This is a genomic window from Kineococcus sp. NBC_00420 (assembly GCF_036021035.1).
In the GTDB taxonomy this organism is placed as follows: domain Bacteria; phylum Actinomycetota; class Actinomycetes; order Actinomycetales; family Kineococcaceae; genus Kineococcus.
In genome coordinates this window covers 1,475,488-1,491,651 of record NZ_CP107930.1, presented here as the reverse complement: position 1 = coordinate 1,491,651, position 16,164 = coordinate 1,475,488, and the positions used below count along the sequence as shown (strand labels likewise).

The following is a 16,164-nucleotide window of genomic DNA, read 5'->3' as shown; positions in this document are numbered from 1 at the left end:
GCGTTCCGAGGTCAGTCGCCGAGGTTCTCGAGGAGCCGTTCGACAGCTCGCCGAAGTTCGGGCAGGTCCTGGGTGACGGTGGCGGCGACGATGGCGTGGGTGGTGTCGAAGTAGCGGTGGGCGAGATGATCGCGCATGCGGGCGATCTCCGACCACGGCAGGTCCGGCTCCCCGGCCAGCACCTCGTCCGAGACGGCTTTGACGGCCTCGCCGATCTCGATCAGTCGCACCCGGACGGCGTCGAAGACGAGACCGTCGGAGAGGTCCCCGCGGCGGGTGTGAGCGTCGATGGCGTCCAGGGCCGCCTGCACGTCCAACAGTCGCTGGCGGGCGTGCCGGCTCACGTGAACACCACGGCCCTGCCCATCGTCGCTGTCGTCGCACTCACAGGGGCACCAGGTCCGCTTCGACGTTGGCGCGCACTTCGGGTTTGAGTCCGTCCTCCGGGACCAGGTCGACCGGTGCGTGCAGGAGGTCCTCCAGGTCCCGTCGCAGACGCCCCAGCGCGAACAGCCCCGTCCCGGCAGGTAGGTCAACGAGCAGGTCGACGTCGGAGTCGGGACGTTCGGTGCCGCGGGCGGTGCTGCCGAAGACACGGACGTGGTGCACGCCGTGAGCGGCGGCGATCGTCTTGACCTTGCGCCGGTGCCGGCGCAGGCGCTGTCCCAGGGGGCCGGAGAGCGCGGTGGTGGGTGGGGAGTCGATGGTGATCAGTGAGGCATCGAGCAGGTGACCGCTGGCGCGCAGCAGGTGCAGCAGCGTCGGCAGGGAGGGCTGGCGCTGCCCGGACTCGTAGGCGCTGATCACGCTCTGGGTCACTCCGGCGCGCTGGCCCAGCTGGGCCTGCGTCAGTCCGGCGCGCCGGCGCGCGTCCTTCAGCAGCACCTCGGCGGACTCGATGACGGGCACGTCGTCACCATAGCGAATCGTCGATGCGACGTCGCCGATGAGCCGGCACCGGAGGGTGCTGGTCGTGAACGTCGAGGCACGGACAGCCGGTCCTCGACGGGGCTGACGCCGGTCGGCGACGGCGCGCCTCGCACCGAGCAGGCCTAGGCCCGCCGGCCCGCGGCGGACAGGACCGCGTCCGCGACGGCCTGCGGGGCCAGTTCGGGCACCCAGTGGCCGGTGTCGAGCTCGACGTGGCGGTAGGGACCGCGGACGTGGTCGGCGGTCCGGTCCACGGCGGCGCGGGCGTAGAACGGGTCCCGTCGACCGTGGAGGTAGGTCGTGGCCACCTCGACGTCGCCGACGGGACGGGCGAACGGCAGGGCCCGGTACCAGCCCAGCGCCGCGCGCAGACTTCCCGGCGCGCTGTGCCGGCGGGCGTACCCGGCGGCGAGGTCCGCGGGCAACCCGCTGCGCCGCAGGGAAGCTGAGAGCAGCTCACCACCCCGGGCCCGCAGCAGCCGCTCGGGCAGCAGCGGCAGCTGGAAGAACCCGACGTAGGTCGAGCGCAGCCCCTGCGTCGAGGACGTCACCGCGCGCCGGTAGGCGGCCGGGTGGGCCTGCGAGAGGACGGTCAGGGACGCGAGCCGTTCCGGGTGCGTCGCGGCCAGGGCCCAGGCGACCACCCCGCCCCAGTCGTGGCCGACGAGGTGCACCGGCCGGGCCGGCCGGGTCGGCGTGGCCGCGTCCAGCAACGCGACGACGTCGGCGACGAGCTCGGGCAGCGCGTAGTCGCGGCGGCGCGGGGGCCGGGCGCGCGCGCCGTAACCCCGCTGTTCGGGCACGAGGACCCGCAGCCCGCCCGCCACGAGCCGGGGCACGACGGCGTCGTAGGCTTCCGGGCCCTGCGGGAACCCGTGCAGGCAGACGACCACGTCCCCGTCGGCGGGGCCGTGGTCGCCGGTGGAGAAGTCCAGGCCGGCCCGGGTGAAGGAGTCCACCGACGTGCCGCTCAGCAGGCGGCGACGCGGGTCCAGCCGCCGTCGACCTGGCGCAGCGAGACGATGGTGTAGCTGCTGGTCAGGCCCAGGGCGTCGCGGGAACCGCGGGCGTAGGCGTAGCCGTACAGGCTCACGGCGCGGTCGGCGGCGACGTGGGCCCGGGTGCTGTCGCGCACGCAACTCGTCGGGGTGGGGGTCGGGGTGGGCGTGGTGGGTCCGCCCCCGGCGCGCACCAGACCCGCCGCGAACCGGGCGCCCTCCGTCGTGGCTCCGTTGCTGGGGTAGCTGAGGTGGCTGCCCGTCCCGGTCTTGGGGGCGCTGCCGCAGACGGTGTCGCTGCTGTTGCAGTAGTCCTTCGACTTCGTCCCGTAGGTGGTGCTGGCGGTGGCGATGGTGCGTCCGCTCAGCCCCAGCGGGTTGCCGAACACGACGACCGCGGCGACGCGACCGGACAGCTCGGCGGGGACGGGCGTGCCGGTGGTGGTACCCGTGCGGATGCCCACCGCGATGTCGGTGACGGTCGCGCCCTGGGAGTAGCCCCCGAGGACGAACCGGGTCGAGGGGCAGGCCGCGGCCACCTCGCGCACGTGGGCGCTCATGTCGGTGGCACCGGGGCCGGCGCTGGTCTGGGAGGTGTTGGCGGCGTAGTCCACGGCGTAGGAGGTGACGGTCCGGTCCGACAGCTCGCTCGTGAGGGCCCGCACGAAGGGCGAGCCGACGATGCCGAGGCCGGGCGTCTCGCCGGTGCCGCGCGCGAAGACGACCTCGACGTCGGAACAGGTGGCGGCGGTGGCCGGTGCGGCGGCGCTCAGCAGGGCGCCACCGGTGGCGGCGAGCGCGGCGAGGGTGGCGACCAGCCGGCGGGACGAGGGGATGCGCAGCACGGGTTCTTCCTCCACGACGTCGGAGTACGGCGGCGGGTCGCCGCTCAGCCGGTGCACAGCGTGCCCGGCCCCGCGGTCACCGGCAAGCGCCTACCGCCGGGTGGCGAGCTCGGGTTCGGAAGGGTTTCCCCGAGTCCGGTGACACCATCCGGGTCGAGCTGTCGGCGGTCTCCGGGGGTCAGGAGTGCGGCCGGTCCCCGAGGTCGGCGACCGGCGTCCGGCCGCTGACGACGTCCTCGGCCACCTGCTCCAGCGTCTGGTCGCGGGAGTGGGCGTGGGCGCGCAGCAACGCGAAGGCACTCGAGGTGTCGGTCTGGAGCGTCGAGGTGAGGATCCCGACGGCCAGCCACACCCGGTAGCGCCGGCTCGCCGCGTGCGTGTCCAGCCACTCGGTGGGGAGGGTGAGTTCGACCTCTCCGCCCTCGCCGTCGGCGGTTTCCGCACGGGTGTGACCGTGCAGGGTGGCCTGCAGCAGCACCGAACAGGCCATGCCCGCCACGGCCTGGGCGGAATCGACGTCGAAACCCGGGCGCACCTGGGCATCCGTGAAGTAGAGGTCGATCGCACCGATGCCGCCGCCGCTCCCCAGCACCAGGGGCACGGCGACCACGGAGCGGTAGGGACTGTGCCGACGGACCCGCTGGTGCAGAGTCGGCCAGCGGCGGGCGAAGGACGGTTCGTCGGCCACGACCGGCGCGGAGTGCTGGAACGCGGTGATGCAGGGTCCTTCGCCGAGGGCGTACTGCCACTGCTCCGGGGCGGTGGCCTCGGAGGTGCTGGCCCCCAGCAGGACCCGGTGGTCACCGCCGAAGAAGCTGATGCTCGCGGCGTCGACCTCCAGCACGCTGGCGACGGTCCGGGCCGGGGTCGTGGGCACCAGGTCGGCGTCGTCCCAGCCGGCGTGGAAGACGTAGGCCTCGCGGAAGTGGTCGGCGAGGGTCATGCGGGCCCGCGATCGCCGTGGTGGTGACGGTCACCGTCGAGGCCCGCCGGGACCGCGGGGCGGAAGTAGTCACGGGCCGCGTCGCGGGCGTGGAGACGTCGCACCTCCGTCCGGGCTGTGTCGGCCTCCGAGGCTGTGCCAGGCGTCGAACTCCTCGAACACGTCCTCGACGGCGCCGTGGACCCCGGCCGCTCGCACGGCGCCACCTCGACGACGTGCCCGGCGTCCCGCGTCGAGCCGCACCGAGAGACCCTCTTCGTCCAGCGCGGTGGTGCGGCTGAGGTCGACGACCAGGGACCGGGTCGTGGGCACCGTGGTGTCGAGGCACGCGGAGAGCCGGTCCGTAGTTTCGGTGGTCAGGCTGCCCTGCAACGAGATGACCGCGAGGTCACTCTCGCGGTGCTGGTCGACGGAGAAGTCCGTACGTGCCCTCGGAGTGGGGGTGACGGCGCGCCCGCTGTTGGACCGGTGACTGCGGCCGGCCACCCGACAGGTGGCAAGGCCCTACCCCCACCCGAGGTCCTGAACCACGAGGGTGTGCGGCGACTCCGCCGAGGTGGCCCTGGACCCTAGTCGTCCAGGACGGCGAGCGCGTCGATCTCGACGAGCATCTCCTCGCGGGGCAGGCCGGTCATGACGGTCGTGCGGGCGGGCAGGACACCGGAGGTGCAGTGCGCGCCGACGTACTCGCCGTAGGCCTCGTTCATCGCGGCGAAGTCGTCGCGTGTGGTGAGGTAGACGCGGAGCATGACGACGTCGTCGAAGCTCGCGCCACCCGCGCGGAGGATCGCGTCGACGTTGCGCAGGGTCCGCAGGGTCTGCGCCTTCACATCGCCGGGGTGCAGGTACTCGTTGGTCACCGGGTCCACCGGGCCCTGGCCGGAGACCTGCAGCAGCGGTCCCTTGCGGACGCCCTGCGAGAACGTGTGCGCCGGGGCGGGGGCGTCGGTCGTGGTGACGGCGGTGCGGGTGGTCATCAGGAGTTCTCCTTCTCGTCGGGGTGGTCGAGGAACCCGCAGGAGCGGGAGATGTCCGCGGTCGCGGACAACAGGGCGGGCACGAGGTCGAGGACGGCCTCGTGGGGGAGCAGCACGTCGGGCACCGAGATCGAGACCGCGGCGAGGACGCGTCCGTCGGCGCCGCGGACCGGGGCGCCGACGCAGTTGACGAAGGTCTCGTTCTCCGCGTGGTCCTGCGCCCAGCCCGCCGCGGCGACGGTCGCGACCTCGGCGAGCAGTTCCTCGGGGCCGGTGAGGGTCCTCGTCGTCAGCCGGGGGAACTCCAGGGTCGCCACGAGTTCCGCCCGGTCGGGAGGCCGCAGGTCGGCGAGGAACACCTTCCCGACGGCGGTGCAGTGCAGCGCGGCGGTGTTCCCGATGCGTGAGGCCATCCGGACGGCGGCGCTGCGAGGTTCGAGCTTGTCCACGTAGGTGGCGACGGAACCGTCGAAGGCCGCCAGGTGGACGGTCTGGCCCACGTCGTCGCGCAGGCGCCGCAACCGGGGGGCGGCCACGGCCCGGACGTCGAAGGAGTCCAGGGCCTGCTGGGCGAGGCGGAACAGGTGGGAGCCGAGGGCGTAGCGGTGCTGCTCGTCGTGGTGGACGTAGCCCGCGTCCTCGAGGACCCGCAGCAACCGCAGGACGGTGCTCTTGTGGGCCCCCGCCGCCTCGGCGAGTTCCCCCAGGGTCGCCGTACCGCCGGCGACGAGGTCGAGCAGCCCGAGGGCGCGCAGCAGCGACTGGCTCACCCCGTCAACGCCGGGACCTCGGCGGGGCGGTCGCCCCGGGTCACGAGAGCGGCGGCGGCGCAGCGGTGACCGAACCCGACGGCGGCGTCGACGGCGAACCCGTGGGCGCGCCCGGCGAGGTAGCCGGCGGCGAAGGCGTCACCGGCGCCGACGGGCTCGACGACGTCGACCGTCAGGGCGGGGACGTGACGGTCGGGGTTCCCCGGTTCGAGCACGAGCACGCCGTGCTCCTCCTGCTTCAGCAGGATCCGCCGGGCGCCCGGCAGGGCCGCGCGCAGCGCGGCCGGGTCGTCGGTCCCGAACACCACCCGCGCCTCGTCGGCGCCGAGCAGGACCTCGTCGGCCGCGGCGGCCAACCGGCGCAGCGGTTCCTCGCTACGTCCGCGCCACAGCGCGGGGCGGTGGTTCAGGTCCACCGACAGCGTCGTGGCGCTGCCCCGCGCCCGGTCGGCGAGTTCGACGCAGAACGCGGCCGCGGAGTCGGAGAGGCCGGGTGTGATCCCGCTGACGTGGACGGTGTCGGCCTCGGCCAGGGCCGCGCGCGCGGCGGGTCGGTCGAGGAACTCGGGGGAGAGGGCCGAGGCCGCGGACCCGCTGCGGTAGTAGTGCATGCGCGAACGCCGGGACCCGTCGGCGGCGACCCCCGGAGCCTTGACGTAGAGGCCGGTCGGCCGGTACGGGTCGAGTTCGACGGCGCCGACGTCCACGCCGACCCCGTCGGCGAGGGCCAGGACGTGCTCACCGAACCCGTCGTCGCCCAGGCGCGAGAGCCAGCTCACGTCCACGTCGAGGCGGGCGAGGGTCAGGGCCACGTTGAGTTCCGCGCCGCCGACGGTGCGGACGAAGAGGTCCGCCTCGGCGAGGGGGACGTCCCGGGCGGGCGTCAGCACGACCATCGCCTCGCCGACGCACAGGACCTTTGACCGGGACACGGCGCGATGCTAGAACGGCGTCGACCGCTGCTGCAACGTCCGTTGCGCAGCGCGCAACGCAGTCACGACGCAGTGGAGGTCGGTGTGGTGTACGACGCCCCGGAGATCGGCGCGCTCCCGGCCGGGGGCAAGGCGGTGCCGGTCGACGCCTGGGGGGTTCCGGCCGACGAGTTCGTGGCGACCCGCCCCGGCCTGGCCGACCTCCCCACCCCGCTCGTCACCCTCGACGCCACCGCCCTGACCCGCAACGTCGCGACGATGGCCGCCTGGGCCGCCGCGGCCGGTGTCGACCTCGCCCCGCACGGCAAGACGACGATGGCCCCCTCGATCTGGCGGGCCCAGCTCGAGGCCGGCGCGATCGGGATCACCGTCGCGACCGGGTGGCAGCTCACCGTGGCCCTGCGCGAGGGGCTGGACTGGGTCCTGGCGGCCTACCCCGTCCTCGACCCGCAGGTGCTGCGGTTCCTCGGCAAACCCCGCACCGCCCGCGTCCTCACCTGGGTGGACGGGGTCGACGTCGTCGAGGCGATGGCCCCGCACGTCGCCGACGCCGTCGCACCCGTCGACGTCCTCGTCGAACTCGGGGCTACCGGGGGCCGGACCGGAGCCCGCTCCCGCAGTGCCGCGGCGGAGGTCGCCCGGGCCGTCGCCGCGACCCCCGGCCTGCGGTTGGCGGGGGTCGCGGGCTACGAGGGAGCGCTGGCTCACGACGCGAGCCCCGCGAGCCTCGTCGTGGTCCGCACCTACCTCTCCGACCTCGCCGCGCTGCACTGGACGCTGCTGGACCAGGGTCTGTACGGAGACGTCCCCGGTGGACTCGTCGTCAGCGCCGGTGGCAGCGCCTACTTCGACGCCGTGGCCGACGTGCTCGCCGGGGCGCACGACCCCGACGGGACGCGGGGAGCCCCGACGCGCGTCGTCGTGCGGGCCGGCGCCTACGTCGCCCACGACGACGGGTTCTACCGCGGGATCACCCCGATGAACCGCGGCAGCGAGGGGGAGTTGCGCGCCGCCCTCCACGGGTGGGTCCGCATCGTCTCCCGCCCCGAACCGGGTCTCGCGCTCGGCGACGCGGGCAAGCGCGACCTCGCCTTCGACGAAGGGCTCCCCGAGGTGCAGGCGGTGCGCCGCGCGGCCACGGGCGACACCGAACCCCTCGAGGGAGCCACCGTCACCGCGATGAACGACCAGCACACGTTCCTGTCCCTGACCGGCGACGCCCGGGAACTGCGGGTCGGTGACGTCGTCCGCCTCGGTCTGTCCCACCCCTGCACGACGTTCGACAAGTGGCAGCTCCTGCCCGTCGTCGACGACGCCCTCGCCCCGCAACCCGTGCTCGTCGACTGGGTGCGCACGGTGTTCGGGTGAACCTCGTCGTCCGCGGGGCCACCATCGTCGACGGCACGGGGAGACCCGGCCGCCGCGGTGACGCCCTCGTCGTCGACGGCCGGATCGCGGAACTCGGGGACGTCGGGACGACCGCCGGGGCGCGGGAGCTGCGGGCCGACGGGCTCGTGCTGTCGCCGGGTTTCATCGACATGCACGCCCACTCCGACCTCGCGGTCGTCACCGACCCGCAGCACCTCGCGAAGACCACCCAGGGGGTCACCACCGAGGTCGTCGGCCAGGACGGGCTGAGCTACGCCCCCGTCGACGCCGCCGCCCTCGCCGTCCTGCGCGACCAGCTCGCGGGGTGGAACGGGATCCCCGACGACGACCTCGGGTGGCCCGGGGTCGGGGCCTACCTCGACCGCGTCGACCGCGGCGCCGCCGTCAACGTCTGCTACCTCGTCCCCCAGGGCACGGTACGGATGGTCGTGGTCGGAACCACCGACCGCCCCGCCACCGCGGCGGAACTCCAGCGCATGCGGGAACTCGTGGGACTCGGCCTGGCCGAAGGTGCCGTCGGGATGTCGAGCGGGCTCACCTACACGCCCGGCATGTACGCCGACACCGCGGAACTCGTGGCGTTGTGCCAGGTCGTCGGTGCGGCCGGAGGTTTCTACGCCCCCCACCAGCGTTCCTACGGCAAGGGCGCCCTCGAGGCCTACGCCGAGGTCGTCGACGTCGCCCGCCGCGCCGGCTGCGCCCTGCACCTCACCCACGCCACGATGAACTTCGGCGTCAACGCCGGCCGCGGCGGGGAACTCCTCGACCTCGTCGACGCGGCGCTCGCCGACGGTGTCGACGTGACCCTGGACTCCTACCCCTACCTGCCCGGGTCCACCACCCTCGCGGCGGTGCTGCCGAGCTGGGCGAGCGAGGGTGGCCCGGAGGCGACCCTGCTCCGCCTCGGGGACCCGGAGGCGTTGCGGCGCATCCGGTACGCCCTCGAGGTCGAGGGGTCCGACGGCTGCCACGGCGTCACGGTCGACTGGGACACGGTGCAGGTCTCCGGGGTCCGCCACCCGGAGATCGCGGAACTCGCGGACCTCGTGGGGCGCAGGATCACCGGGTTCGAGATGTTCGTCGACGTCCTGCGTCGCGACCGCCTCGGCACGACGATCCTGCAGCACGTCGGCCACGAGGAGAACGTCCGCGCCATCATGGCCCACCCGCGCCACACCGTCGGCAGCGACGGCCTCCTCGTCGGTGCCCGCCCGCACCCCCGGGCCTGGGGGACCTTCCCGCACTACCTCGGGCACTACGTGCGGGAGGAGGGGGTCCTCGGGCTGGAGGACTGCATCGCCCACATGACCTCCCGTCCGGCCCGGCGGCTGGGGCTGCGGGACCGCGGAGTCCTGCGGCCGGGCGCGGTCGCCGACCTCGTCCTCTTCGACCCGACGACGGTGGCCGCCGGGGCCACCTTCGAGCACCCCCGACGCCAGGCCGTCGGCATCCCGCACGTCCTCCTCGGCGGCGAGCCCGTCGTCGCCGACGGCCGGCGCACCGACGCGCTGCCCGGTCGGGCGCTGCGCCACCACCCCTCGACAGGAGTCACCGCATGAGCCTCGAGCAGTTGTTCACCGACCGGGTGGTGGCCGTCGTCCGCGCGCCGGAGATCCCCGACGCCCGGGCCCTGTGCGCGGCGCTCGCCGCGGGCGGGATCCGCACCGTCGAACTGACGTTCACGACCCCCGACGTCCTGCGCCACCTGCGGGACGCCGCCGGTGCCGAGGGGATCTCCCTCGGCGTCGGCACGGTCCTGGACGACGACGACGCGCGGGCCGCGATCGACGCCGGAGCCCGGTTCCTCGTCACCCCGGGCCTGCGGCCCGCGGTGGCGGCGGCCGCGGTGGCGGCGGGGATCCCGTTTCTCATGGGCGCGTTCACCCCCAGCGAGGTCCTGGTCGCGCACGAGTCCGGTGCGGCTGCGGTCAAGGTGTTCCCCGCGGGTCGTCTCGGACCCGGCTACCTGACCGATCTGCACGGCCCCTACCCCGACGTCCGGCTCGTCCCCTCCGGCGGGGTCAGCGCGGGCAACGCCGCCGAGTACCTCGCCGCCGGGGCGGCGGCGGTCACCGCGGGTACCGGAGTCGTTCCGCCGCAACTGGTCGCCGCCGCGGACTGGACGGGCATCACCGAGCGGGCCGCCGCCTTCGTCGCCGCGATGGGTTAGCGGGGGGCCCGCACCGCGTCCCCGGGTCAGTCCGAACGGCTCCGGCGGTGCCGGGCGAGGAGGGCGAACCCGGCGATGCACGCCGCGAGCCCGACGCCCCGCACCCACCACGGCCAGCGGTAGTAGCCGGCGAAGGCGGCGAAGGCGTAGTACGCGGCGAACGCGAGGACCGCCCAGACCCAGAGAGGCAGACGGCGGCGTCCGCTGGGGGAGGGCATGTCGTCAGGCTACCGCCGGGAAGTGGAACGTTCCGCGGCTCGTGCGGCCTCCCGAGCCGCGGAACGTTCCCCTCGACGGTCGGATCAGCGCGGGACGGCGGAGATCGCCGCTTCGGGGCGGTGCACGCCGCGGGGGCGGTAGCGCAGGACGTCGGAACAGCCGGCGAGGTCGGCCAGCAACCACACGATGGCCAGCCACATCTCGGTCCCCTGCAGGCCCGGTTCGCGGCCGACCAGGAACGAGAAACCCCTGCCGTCCTGCCAGGTGCGCAGCGCGTCGGCGAGCAGCCCCCGGGCGGCCGTGACCACCTCCTCGCGGCGGTGGTGGGTCTGCTTGCCGGCGAGCCAGAGGGGGTGCGCCACGTCGAGGACGTTGCAGGCGTTGCGGCGTTCGGGGGCGAACAGCCTCTGGTCGCCGAGGTGGGTCAGGACGGTGTCGACGACGCGTTCGGGGTGGGGGAGCGGAACCCCGAACTGGGCGAAGGTCCCGCGGCTCGCGCGGTAGAAACCGTTGACGACCTGCAGCACCCCCTCGCCCGGGGCGGGGGTCCCCCACATGCCGGTACCGGGCGCGGCGCGCGCCGTGAGCCAGCCGAAGAGCGCCTCCAGGGTTCCGGGGACCCCGCGCTCCCCGCGGGCCAGGTTCCAGCGGAACGCGGTCCCCGCCGCGTCCACCCAGGCCCCGGAACCCCACGCCCGGCCGTCCCACGGGAGGCCGTCGAGGTTCTCCAGGAGTTCTGGTGCGGTCATCCGGGCGAAGTACCCGATCGGGCGCGAGAACCGCTCACCGAACACGTCGAGGGCGTAGCCCACGGAGAGTGCGTGGTAGAGCACGTTGCCGTCGCCGGCGTCCGGGGTTCCCGGGACGGGGAGGCCGTCGGCGCCGAACAACGGCACCAACCCCGTCTCCGGGTCCTGGAGCGCCGTGAGCCGGGCCAACTGCTCGTCGCGGGGGAGTTGCGGCGGGGCGTCGTCGAGCAGGTAGGCGGCGATCTCGAGGGCGTCGGCCTGGGCGCGGACGGTGGGGCCGGCGCCGGGGGAGTCGGTGAACTGGCCACCGGGTAGCGACGGGTTCCAGCACCTCGCCAGGACGTCGCCGGCCTGGGACCGGGCCCGTTCCTCGAACTGCCCGAGCGCGGTCGCCAGGTCGTCGCCTGCCCCGGCCGGCGGAACCCGCCAGCGGATCCGACGGGCCGGGTTCCCGCCGACGATCGCCCCGGCGGCGACGTCCCGGGTGACGACCGCGCCCGCGGCGAGGACGGCGTGGTCCCCGACGTGGACGCCGTCGAGCACGACGACGTTCGACCCGATCCAGACGTCGTCGCCGATGACGATCCCGCGCGAACTCAGCGGCTGCCGGAACACCGGCGTCCCGGGTTCGATGCCGTGGTTGAACCCGAGGATCGACGTGTGGGCCCCGATGCGGACACCGTCCCCGCAGCGCACGTCGCCGCGGACCACGGCGAAGACGTTCACGGTGCAGTCGGCGCCGAAGCGGACGTCGTGGCTGAGGTAGGCGTTCGCCGCGACGTAGGAACGGTCGCCCAGGACCAGGGAGTCGGTCTCGACGGCGGCCAGCCGGCTGACGAACGTGTCGACGCCGAGCGACCACTTCGGGTGCTCGTCGTGGAAGGCCTGCTGCTCCTCCCGCTCGGCCGCGGTCGCCTCGCGGCGGAATCCCCAGGGTTCGACGTCGAACCTGCTCACCGGTCGTCCTCCCGTCACTGGAAAGCGCTTGCTCACACGCTAGCACCGCCGCCGCTCCCTTGACAGGCAAGTGTGAACTTGCCAATGTCAGGACGTGTGGACGACGTGTTCAAGGCGCTGGCGGATCCGACCCGGCGCGCGATCCTCGACGAGCTGACCCGGCGCAGCGGTCAGACCCTCTTCGAGCTGCGGGTGCGCCTGATCGAACGGCACGGCTCGGGTTCGACCCGCCAGGCCGTCTCGCAGCACCTCGCGGTCCTCGAGGGGGTCGGGCTCGTCGTGCTCCGCCGGGAGGGGCGCTACACGTTCCTGGACCTGGACCCGTCTCCACTGCGCAGGTTCCTGACCGAGATCGAGGAGAGGTGGCGACCAGCATGAGGATCGCGTACACGAGCGTGTTCGTCGACGACCAGGACAAGGCCCTGGCCTTCTACACGGAGGTGCTCGGCTTCGTGAAGAAGGTCGACGTGCCGCTCGGCGAGCACCGCTGGCTGACCGTGGTCTCACCCGAGGACCCGGACGGCGTCGAGCTGGTCCTCGAGCCGCGGGAGCATCCCGTCGCCATCGCCTACACCGAGGGGCTCGTGGCCGACGGCATCCCGAGCGCGGCCTTCGTCGTCGAGGACGCCGCCGCGGAGGCCGAGCGCCTCGCCGCCCTCGGGGTCGTCTTCACCCAGCCGGCGACGGTGATGGGTCCGGTCACCACGGCGGTGCTCGACGACACGTGCGGGAACCTGCTGCAGATCCAGTCCCTGGACTCCTGACCACTCACCTCTTCACTTCCGAGCCATAGCGATATATCGTTGAGGCATCGCGACAGCACGAGGCTGCGCGATGACCCGGAGGTGCAGACATGAGAGGCAACCGATTCGCCGGCCCGTGGGGCGGCGCGTGGGAAGGACGTCAGGACGGCCGGGGGCACCACCCCGGCGGTGGCGGCCCGTTCGGCGGACCCGGACGGGGTTTCGGCCCCGGGTTCGCCGCGTTCGGCGAGATGTTCGAGGGGCGGGGCCCCGGACGCGGTTTCGGGGGGTTCGGCCGGGGTGGCGGCCGTCGCCCGCGCGGTGACGTGCGGGCCGCGGTCCTCGTGCTCCTGGCCGAGGGGCCGAGCAACGGCTACCGCATCATCGGGGAGGTCACCCGCCGCAGCGACGGTGAGTGGAAGCCGAGCCCGGGGTCGGTCTACCCGATCCTGCAGCAGTTGCAGGACGAGGGGCTCGTCGCGGCGGACCCCGCGGACGCCAAGCAGTTCACCCTGACCGACGAGGGTCGCGCCTACGTCGAGCAGGAGTACTCCGAGACCCCGCCGCCGTGGGAGAACCTCGACGGCGGACCCGACCGGGAGCGCGCGCACCAGGTGCGCAGGCAGCTCGGCTCGATCGCGATGACCTACCAGCAGATCGCGCTGTCCGGTCGTCCCGGCGACCTCCAGCGGGCCGGCGACGTGCTCGAGAAGGCGCGCCGGGAACTGCTGGGGATCCTCGCCGAGGACCTCAGGGAAACGCCCGGAGGATGACCTGCGGGGTCGCCACGACAGGGGTCACCGCGTGGACGAGGTGGACCTGCCGCCAGCCGTCGGGCGCGAGCGCGCCGGTGGACAGCAGGTCCGCCCGGACGGCGAGGTTGGCGCCCGGTTCGTGCGGACCCTCGGACCCGCGGACCGGACCGGTGCTGGCCTTCGCGCCCGCCCGGTGGTGACGGACGTGCTCGGTGATCCACCCGACGCTCACGCCGACGTCGCAGGTGGTGGTGAGGACGACGACCTCTGCCGGGTCCACGACGAGGGCGGCCAGGGTGTGGGCCGTCAGCTCGCGCAGTTCCCCGCGGGAGCGCGTGTCGTCGGGGTGGTGGTCGACGGTCAGCTCCACGTCGTCCAGCAGGTCGACCAACGGGCCCCAGTCGCCGAGGAGCGGGGCCAACGCAGGGGCGTCGCAGGACGTCGCGAGCACGAGGGTCGTGGGGATGCCGGCCGCGGAGGCCTCGTCGGCCGCGGCCGCCAGGTGCTCCAGGCAGGCATCCAGCGCAGGCAGGTCGCCCGCAGGGACCGGGAGCAGCACGACAGCCCGCGTGACACGCACGAGAAATCCTCCTCCGTCGGCCTGGACGTTCCTGTCCACTGAGCGTTCGTGTCGTCACGAGACGGCGATCCCTTGAGTCCCGGGCTTGCAGTTGTCGTGGCGTCAACTCCTACCGTCGTCCCGTGCACGCGAGAACACGGGAGTGGACGATCCACGAGGTCGCCACGGCCACGGGAGCGACGGCCCGCACCCTGCGCCACTACGACGACGTCGGACTGCTGACCCCCAGCCGCACCGGGGCCAACGGCTACCGCTACTACGACGCCGTCGCCCTGCGCCGGTTGCAGCGGATCCTGCTGCTGCGCGAGCTGGGTCTGGGCCTGGCGGCCATCGCCGACGTCCTCGAGGCCCGGGTCGACGAGGTCGCCGCCCTGCGGACGCACCTCGCCCTGCTGGAGGAGCAGGCGGACCGGATCGCCCGGCTCACCACGAGCGTGCGCACCACGTTGTCCCAGGGTGGCGACGGGGCCGACGGGAAGGAGATCGAGGTGTCTCGGATGTTCGACGGTTTCGACGCAGGACGGTACGAGGAGGAGGTCGTCGAGCGCTGGGGGCGCCTCGCCCACGACGACGCCGGCCGGACGTGGTCCGAGCTCGGGCCGCAGGGCCGCGCGGAGCACTAGCGCGAGCACGAGGCGATCGCCGCCGGCCTGGCCGCCGCCGTGGGGGAGGATCCGGGTGCCCCGGCCGTCCAGGACCTCGTGCGGCGCCACCGCGCCTGGGTCTCGGTGTTCTGGACCCCCGACGCGGCCGCGTACCGCGGGTTGGTGCGGATGTACGTCGAGGATGGGCGGTTCCGCGCGGCCTACGACGCCGCCGGACCGGGCACGGCCGACTTCCTGGCCCGGGCGGCGGACGTGTTCGCGGACCGTGCGTTGAGCTGACACCCTCCCGTCACCCGCAGGACGGCCCTCGTGTCGGAGGTCGGGTGCACCCTCGGAGGATGAGCGAGACGCAGACGGCGCAGGGACTGCAACTTCTCGGCCGGGCGGGGTTCGACCCCCGGTTCCTGGCGCCTGGTCCGCTGGTCCCGTTGCCCGAACCCCTCGACGGGGCCGAGGTCGTCGTCCTGCCGTACACGCACTTCTCCATCGTGCAGCGGCCGGACCGGCGCCTCGCGGCCGCGACGGTCGTCGCCGTCGACGGCGCCTCCCTGGTGGACGTCGAACGGTCGGGGGACCAGTGGTTCCTCGACCCGCGGCTGGGCCCCGACGACCAGGCCGGTGCCGAGCTCTACGCGCGCAACGACTTCGACCGCGGACACCTGGTGCGCCGCCGCGACCCCGGCTGGGGGGTCGACGCGGTGCGGGCCAACGCCGACACGTTCTCCTACGCCAACGCGGCCCCGCAGGCCTCGACGTTCAACCAGTCGCTGGAGCTGTGGCTCGGGCTGGAGGACCACGTCCTGGCCTACGCCAGGCAGTGGGACCAGCGCCTCGTCGTGGTGAGCGGACCGGTGTTCGCGGACGACGACCCCGAGTACCGCGGTGTGCGGATCCCGCGTCGCTTCTACAAGATCGCGGCGTACCTGCTGCCGCAACCCCTCGACCTCGACCCCTCCGAGGAGGTGTCGGTGCTCGCCAGCGCCGGTTTCGTCCTCGACCAGACCCCGCTGGTGGAGGAGATCGTCGGGTCGCCGCGTTCCCGGGAGGTCCCCGAACTGGGCGGGTTCCGGACGTTCCAGGTTCCCGTCGCGGACGTCACCGACCTCACCCGGCTCGACTTCGGGCCGCTCGTCGCGGCGGACCGGATGCCGGGGCTGGTCCCGGTCTCCAGCGCCGAGGGCGAGGTCCCGCTCTGGCGCCCCGTTGGCCGGGCCGCGGACCTGCTGCTGTAGTGGCCGGGTGACGGCGGAGTGGTGGGAGCGCGCCCGGGCGGCCGAGACCGTCCGGGCGCAGGAGCTGCTGCGCGACTTCGTCGGCGAACTGCGCCGTCGGGGGATCGCACCGGAGGCGCTGCGGGCCCGCGCCGGCTCGGCGCGGTACCGGACCGACCTCGTGGGGTGGTACCTGCGCGCCAACGGTTCCCTCGCGGTCGGGCCCGCGGGGGAGTACTACGTCCTCGACGTGGCGCCGAGCCTGGCCGGACGGTTCCGGGGGGTCGTGATCAGCCCCTCGGAACCGCCCCTGCAGGTCGGTCGCGGCGCCCGCGACGGCGAGTCCGTGGAACTCAGCGAACTGCTGCGCCTGCGGTTGGACGAGCTGTAG

General features: G+C 73.9%; 21 protein-coding genes and 1 pseudogene. 10 read left to right on the top strand and 12 right to left on the bottom strand.

The features are described 5' to 3' along the window. Positions 1-11: 11 nt before the first annotated feature. The 9 genes from OG218_RS07265 to OG218_RS07225 form a co-directional block, all read right to left on the bottom strand. Complete coding sequence (locus tag OG218_RS07265; RefSeq protein WP_328292536.1) at positions 12-344, bottom strand: HepT-like ribonuclease domain-containing protein; 333 nt, start codon at positions 342-344, stop codon at positions 12-14. Between the two features lie 40 nt (positions 345-384). Then, positions 385-909, bottom strand: coding sequence for a nucleotidyltransferase domain-containing protein (locus OG218_RS07260; RefSeq protein ID WP_328292535.1), 525 nt, complete (start codon positions 907-909; stop codon positions 385-387). Between the two features lie 143 nt (positions 910-1,052). Next, on the bottom strand, positions 1,053-1,889 hold the full coding sequence (locus OG218_RS07255; RefSeq protein WP_328292534.1) for an alpha/beta fold hydrolase: 837 nt from the start codon (positions 1,887-1,889) through the stop codon (positions 1,053-1,055). An 11-nt stretch (positions 1,890-1,900) separates the two neighbouring features. Further along, the gene (locus OG218_RS07250; RefSeq protein ID WP_380161279.1) at positions 1,901-2,830 is read right to left on the bottom strand and encodes a cutinase family protein; all 930 of its coding nucleotides are present in this window, start codon (positions 2,828-2,830) and stop codon (positions 1,901-1,903) included. A gap of 121 nt (positions 2,831-2,951) precedes the next feature. Continuing rightward, entirely contained in the window at positions 2,952-3,716 is a 765-nt protein-coding gene (locus tag OG218_RS07245) for a GAF domain-containing protein (protein WP_328292533.1), read from the bottom strand. A 69-nt stretch (positions 3,717-3,785) separates the two neighbouring features. Next, positions 3,786-4,202 carry an STAS domain-containing protein gene (locus tag OG218_RS07240; RefSeq protein ID WP_328292532.1) on the bottom strand — a complete coding sequence of 139 codons (417 nt, stop codon included), beginning with the start codon at positions 4,200-4,202 and terminating at the stop codon, positions 3,786-3,788. A gap of 83 nt (positions 4,203-4,285) precedes the next feature. Then, positions 4,286-4,693, bottom strand: a complete 408-nt coding sequence (locus tag OG218_RS07235) for a RidA family protein (RefSeq protein ID WP_328292531.1) — start codon at positions 4,691-4,693, stop codon at positions 4,286-4,288. Next, the gene (locus OG218_RS07230) at positions 4,693-5,463 is read right to left on the bottom strand and encodes an IclR family transcriptional regulator (protein WP_328292530.1); all 771 of its coding nucleotides are present in this window, start codon (positions 5,461-5,463) and stop codon (positions 4,693-4,695) included. Before OG218_RS07230 ends, OG218_RS07235 begins: the two co-directional genes overlap by 1 nt. After that, positions 5,460-6,395: a sugar kinase gene (locus OG218_RS07225; protein WP_328292529.1), complete on the bottom strand. Its 936-nt coding sequence runs from the start codon at positions 6,393-6,395 to the stop codon at positions 5,460-5,462. Before OG218_RS07225 ends, OG218_RS07230 begins: the two co-directional genes overlap by 4 nt. 84 nt (positions 6,396-6,479) lie before the next feature. Here OG218_RS07225 and OG218_RS07220 point away from each other — a divergent pair, with 84 nt between their 5' ends. From OG218_RS07220 to OG218_RS07210, 3 genes are read left to right on the top strand one after another with little or no spacing between them, the layout of a single operon-like run. Then, positions 6,480-7,763: an amino acid deaminase gene (locus tag OG218_RS07220; RefSeq protein ID WP_328292528.1), complete on the top strand. Its 1,284-nt coding sequence runs from the start codon at positions 6,480-6,482 to the stop codon at positions 7,761-7,763. Next, positions 7,760-9,343, top strand: a complete 1,584-nt coding sequence (locus OG218_RS07215) for an N-acyl-D-amino-acid deacylase family protein (RefSeq protein WP_328292527.1) — start codon at positions 7,760-7,762, stop codon at positions 9,341-9,343. The genes OG218_RS07220 and OG218_RS07215 overlap by 4 nt, the downstream gene beginning before the upstream one ends. After that, the gene (locus OG218_RS07210) at positions 9,340-9,954 is read left to right on the top strand and encodes a bifunctional 4-hydroxy-2-oxoglutarate aldolase/2-dehydro-3-deoxy-phosphogluconate aldolase (protein WP_328292526.1); all 615 of its coding nucleotides are present in this window, start codon (positions 9,340-9,342) and stop codon (positions 9,952-9,954) included. The genes OG218_RS07215 and OG218_RS07210 overlap by 4 nt, the downstream gene beginning before the upstream one ends. A 26-nt stretch (positions 9,955-9,980) precedes the next feature. Here the strand turns inward: OG218_RS07210 and OG218_RS07205 are convergent, their stop codons facing one another. Together OG218_RS07205 and OG218_RS26600 are read right to left on the bottom strand one after the other, a co-directional pair. Further along, the gene (locus OG218_RS07205) at positions 9,981-10,172 is read right to left on the bottom strand and encodes a hypothetical protein (protein WP_328292525.1); all 192 of its coding nucleotides are present in this window, start codon (positions 10,170-10,172) and stop codon (positions 9,981-9,983) included. Between the two features lie 1,173 nt (positions 10,173-11,345). Then, positions 11,346-11,504, bottom strand: a pseudogene (locus OG218_RS26600) (DapH/DapD/GlmU-related protein); the annotation flags it as partial. Positions 11,505-11,963: 459 nt separating this feature from the next. Between OG218_RS26600 and OG218_RS07195 the strand changes: the two are divergent. The 3 genes from OG218_RS07195 to OG218_RS07185 all read left to right on the top strand — a co-directional run bounded on the left by OG218_RS07195 (position 11,964) and on the right by OG218_RS07185 (position 13,395). After that, positions 11,964-12,257, top strand: a complete 294-nt coding sequence (locus OG218_RS07195; RefSeq protein WP_328292523.1) for an ArsR/SmtB family transcription factor — start codon at positions 11,964-11,966, stop codon at positions 12,255-12,257. Further along, a complete protein-coding gene (locus OG218_RS07190; RefSeq protein ID WP_328292522.1) occupies positions 12,254-12,643 on the top strand; it encodes a VOC family protein in 390 nt (129 codons plus the stop codon). The genes OG218_RS07195 and OG218_RS07190 overlap by 4 nt, the downstream gene beginning before the upstream one ends. 89 nt (positions 12,644-12,732) lie before the next feature. Beyond that, complete coding sequence (locus OG218_RS07185; protein ID WP_328292521.1) at positions 12,733-13,395, top strand: PadR family transcriptional regulator; 663 nt, start codon at positions 12,733-12,735, stop codon at positions 13,393-13,395. Here the strand turns inward: OG218_RS07185 and OG218_RS07180 are convergent. Further along, the gene (locus tag OG218_RS07180; protein WP_328292520.1) at positions 13,373-13,957 is read right to left on the bottom strand and encodes a hypothetical protein; all 585 of its coding nucleotides are present in this window, start codon (positions 13,955-13,957) and stop codon (positions 13,373-13,375) included. The genes OG218_RS07185 and OG218_RS07180 overlap by 23 nt on opposite strands. Before the next feature lie 122 nt (positions 13,958-14,079). Between OG218_RS07180 and OG218_RS07175 the strand changes: the two genes are divergently transcribed. The 4 genes from OG218_RS07175 to OG218_RS07160 are packed head-to-tail and all read left to right on the top strand — an operon-like array spanning position 14,080 to position 16,164. After that, positions 14,080-14,580: a MerR family transcriptional regulator gene (locus tag OG218_RS07175; protein WP_328292519.1), complete on the top strand. Its 501-nt coding sequence runs from the start codon at positions 14,080-14,082 to the stop codon at positions 14,578-14,580. Between the two features lie 15 nt (positions 14,581-14,595). Next, a complete protein-coding gene (locus OG218_RS07170; RefSeq protein WP_328296222.1) occupies positions 14,596-14,841 on the top strand; it encodes a TipAS antibiotic-recognition domain-containing protein in 246 nt (81 codons plus the stop codon). 59 nt (positions 14,842-14,900) lie between these two features. Beyond that, on the top strand, positions 14,901-15,794 hold the full coding sequence (locus tag OG218_RS07165; RefSeq protein ID WP_328292518.1) for a DNA/RNA non-specific endonuclease: 894 nt from the start codon (positions 14,901-14,903) through the stop codon (positions 15,792-15,794). 7 nt (positions 15,795-15,801) lie between these two features. Further along, entirely contained in the window at positions 15,802-16,164 is a 363-nt protein-coding gene (locus tag OG218_RS07160) for a hypothetical protein (protein WP_328292517.1), read from the top strand.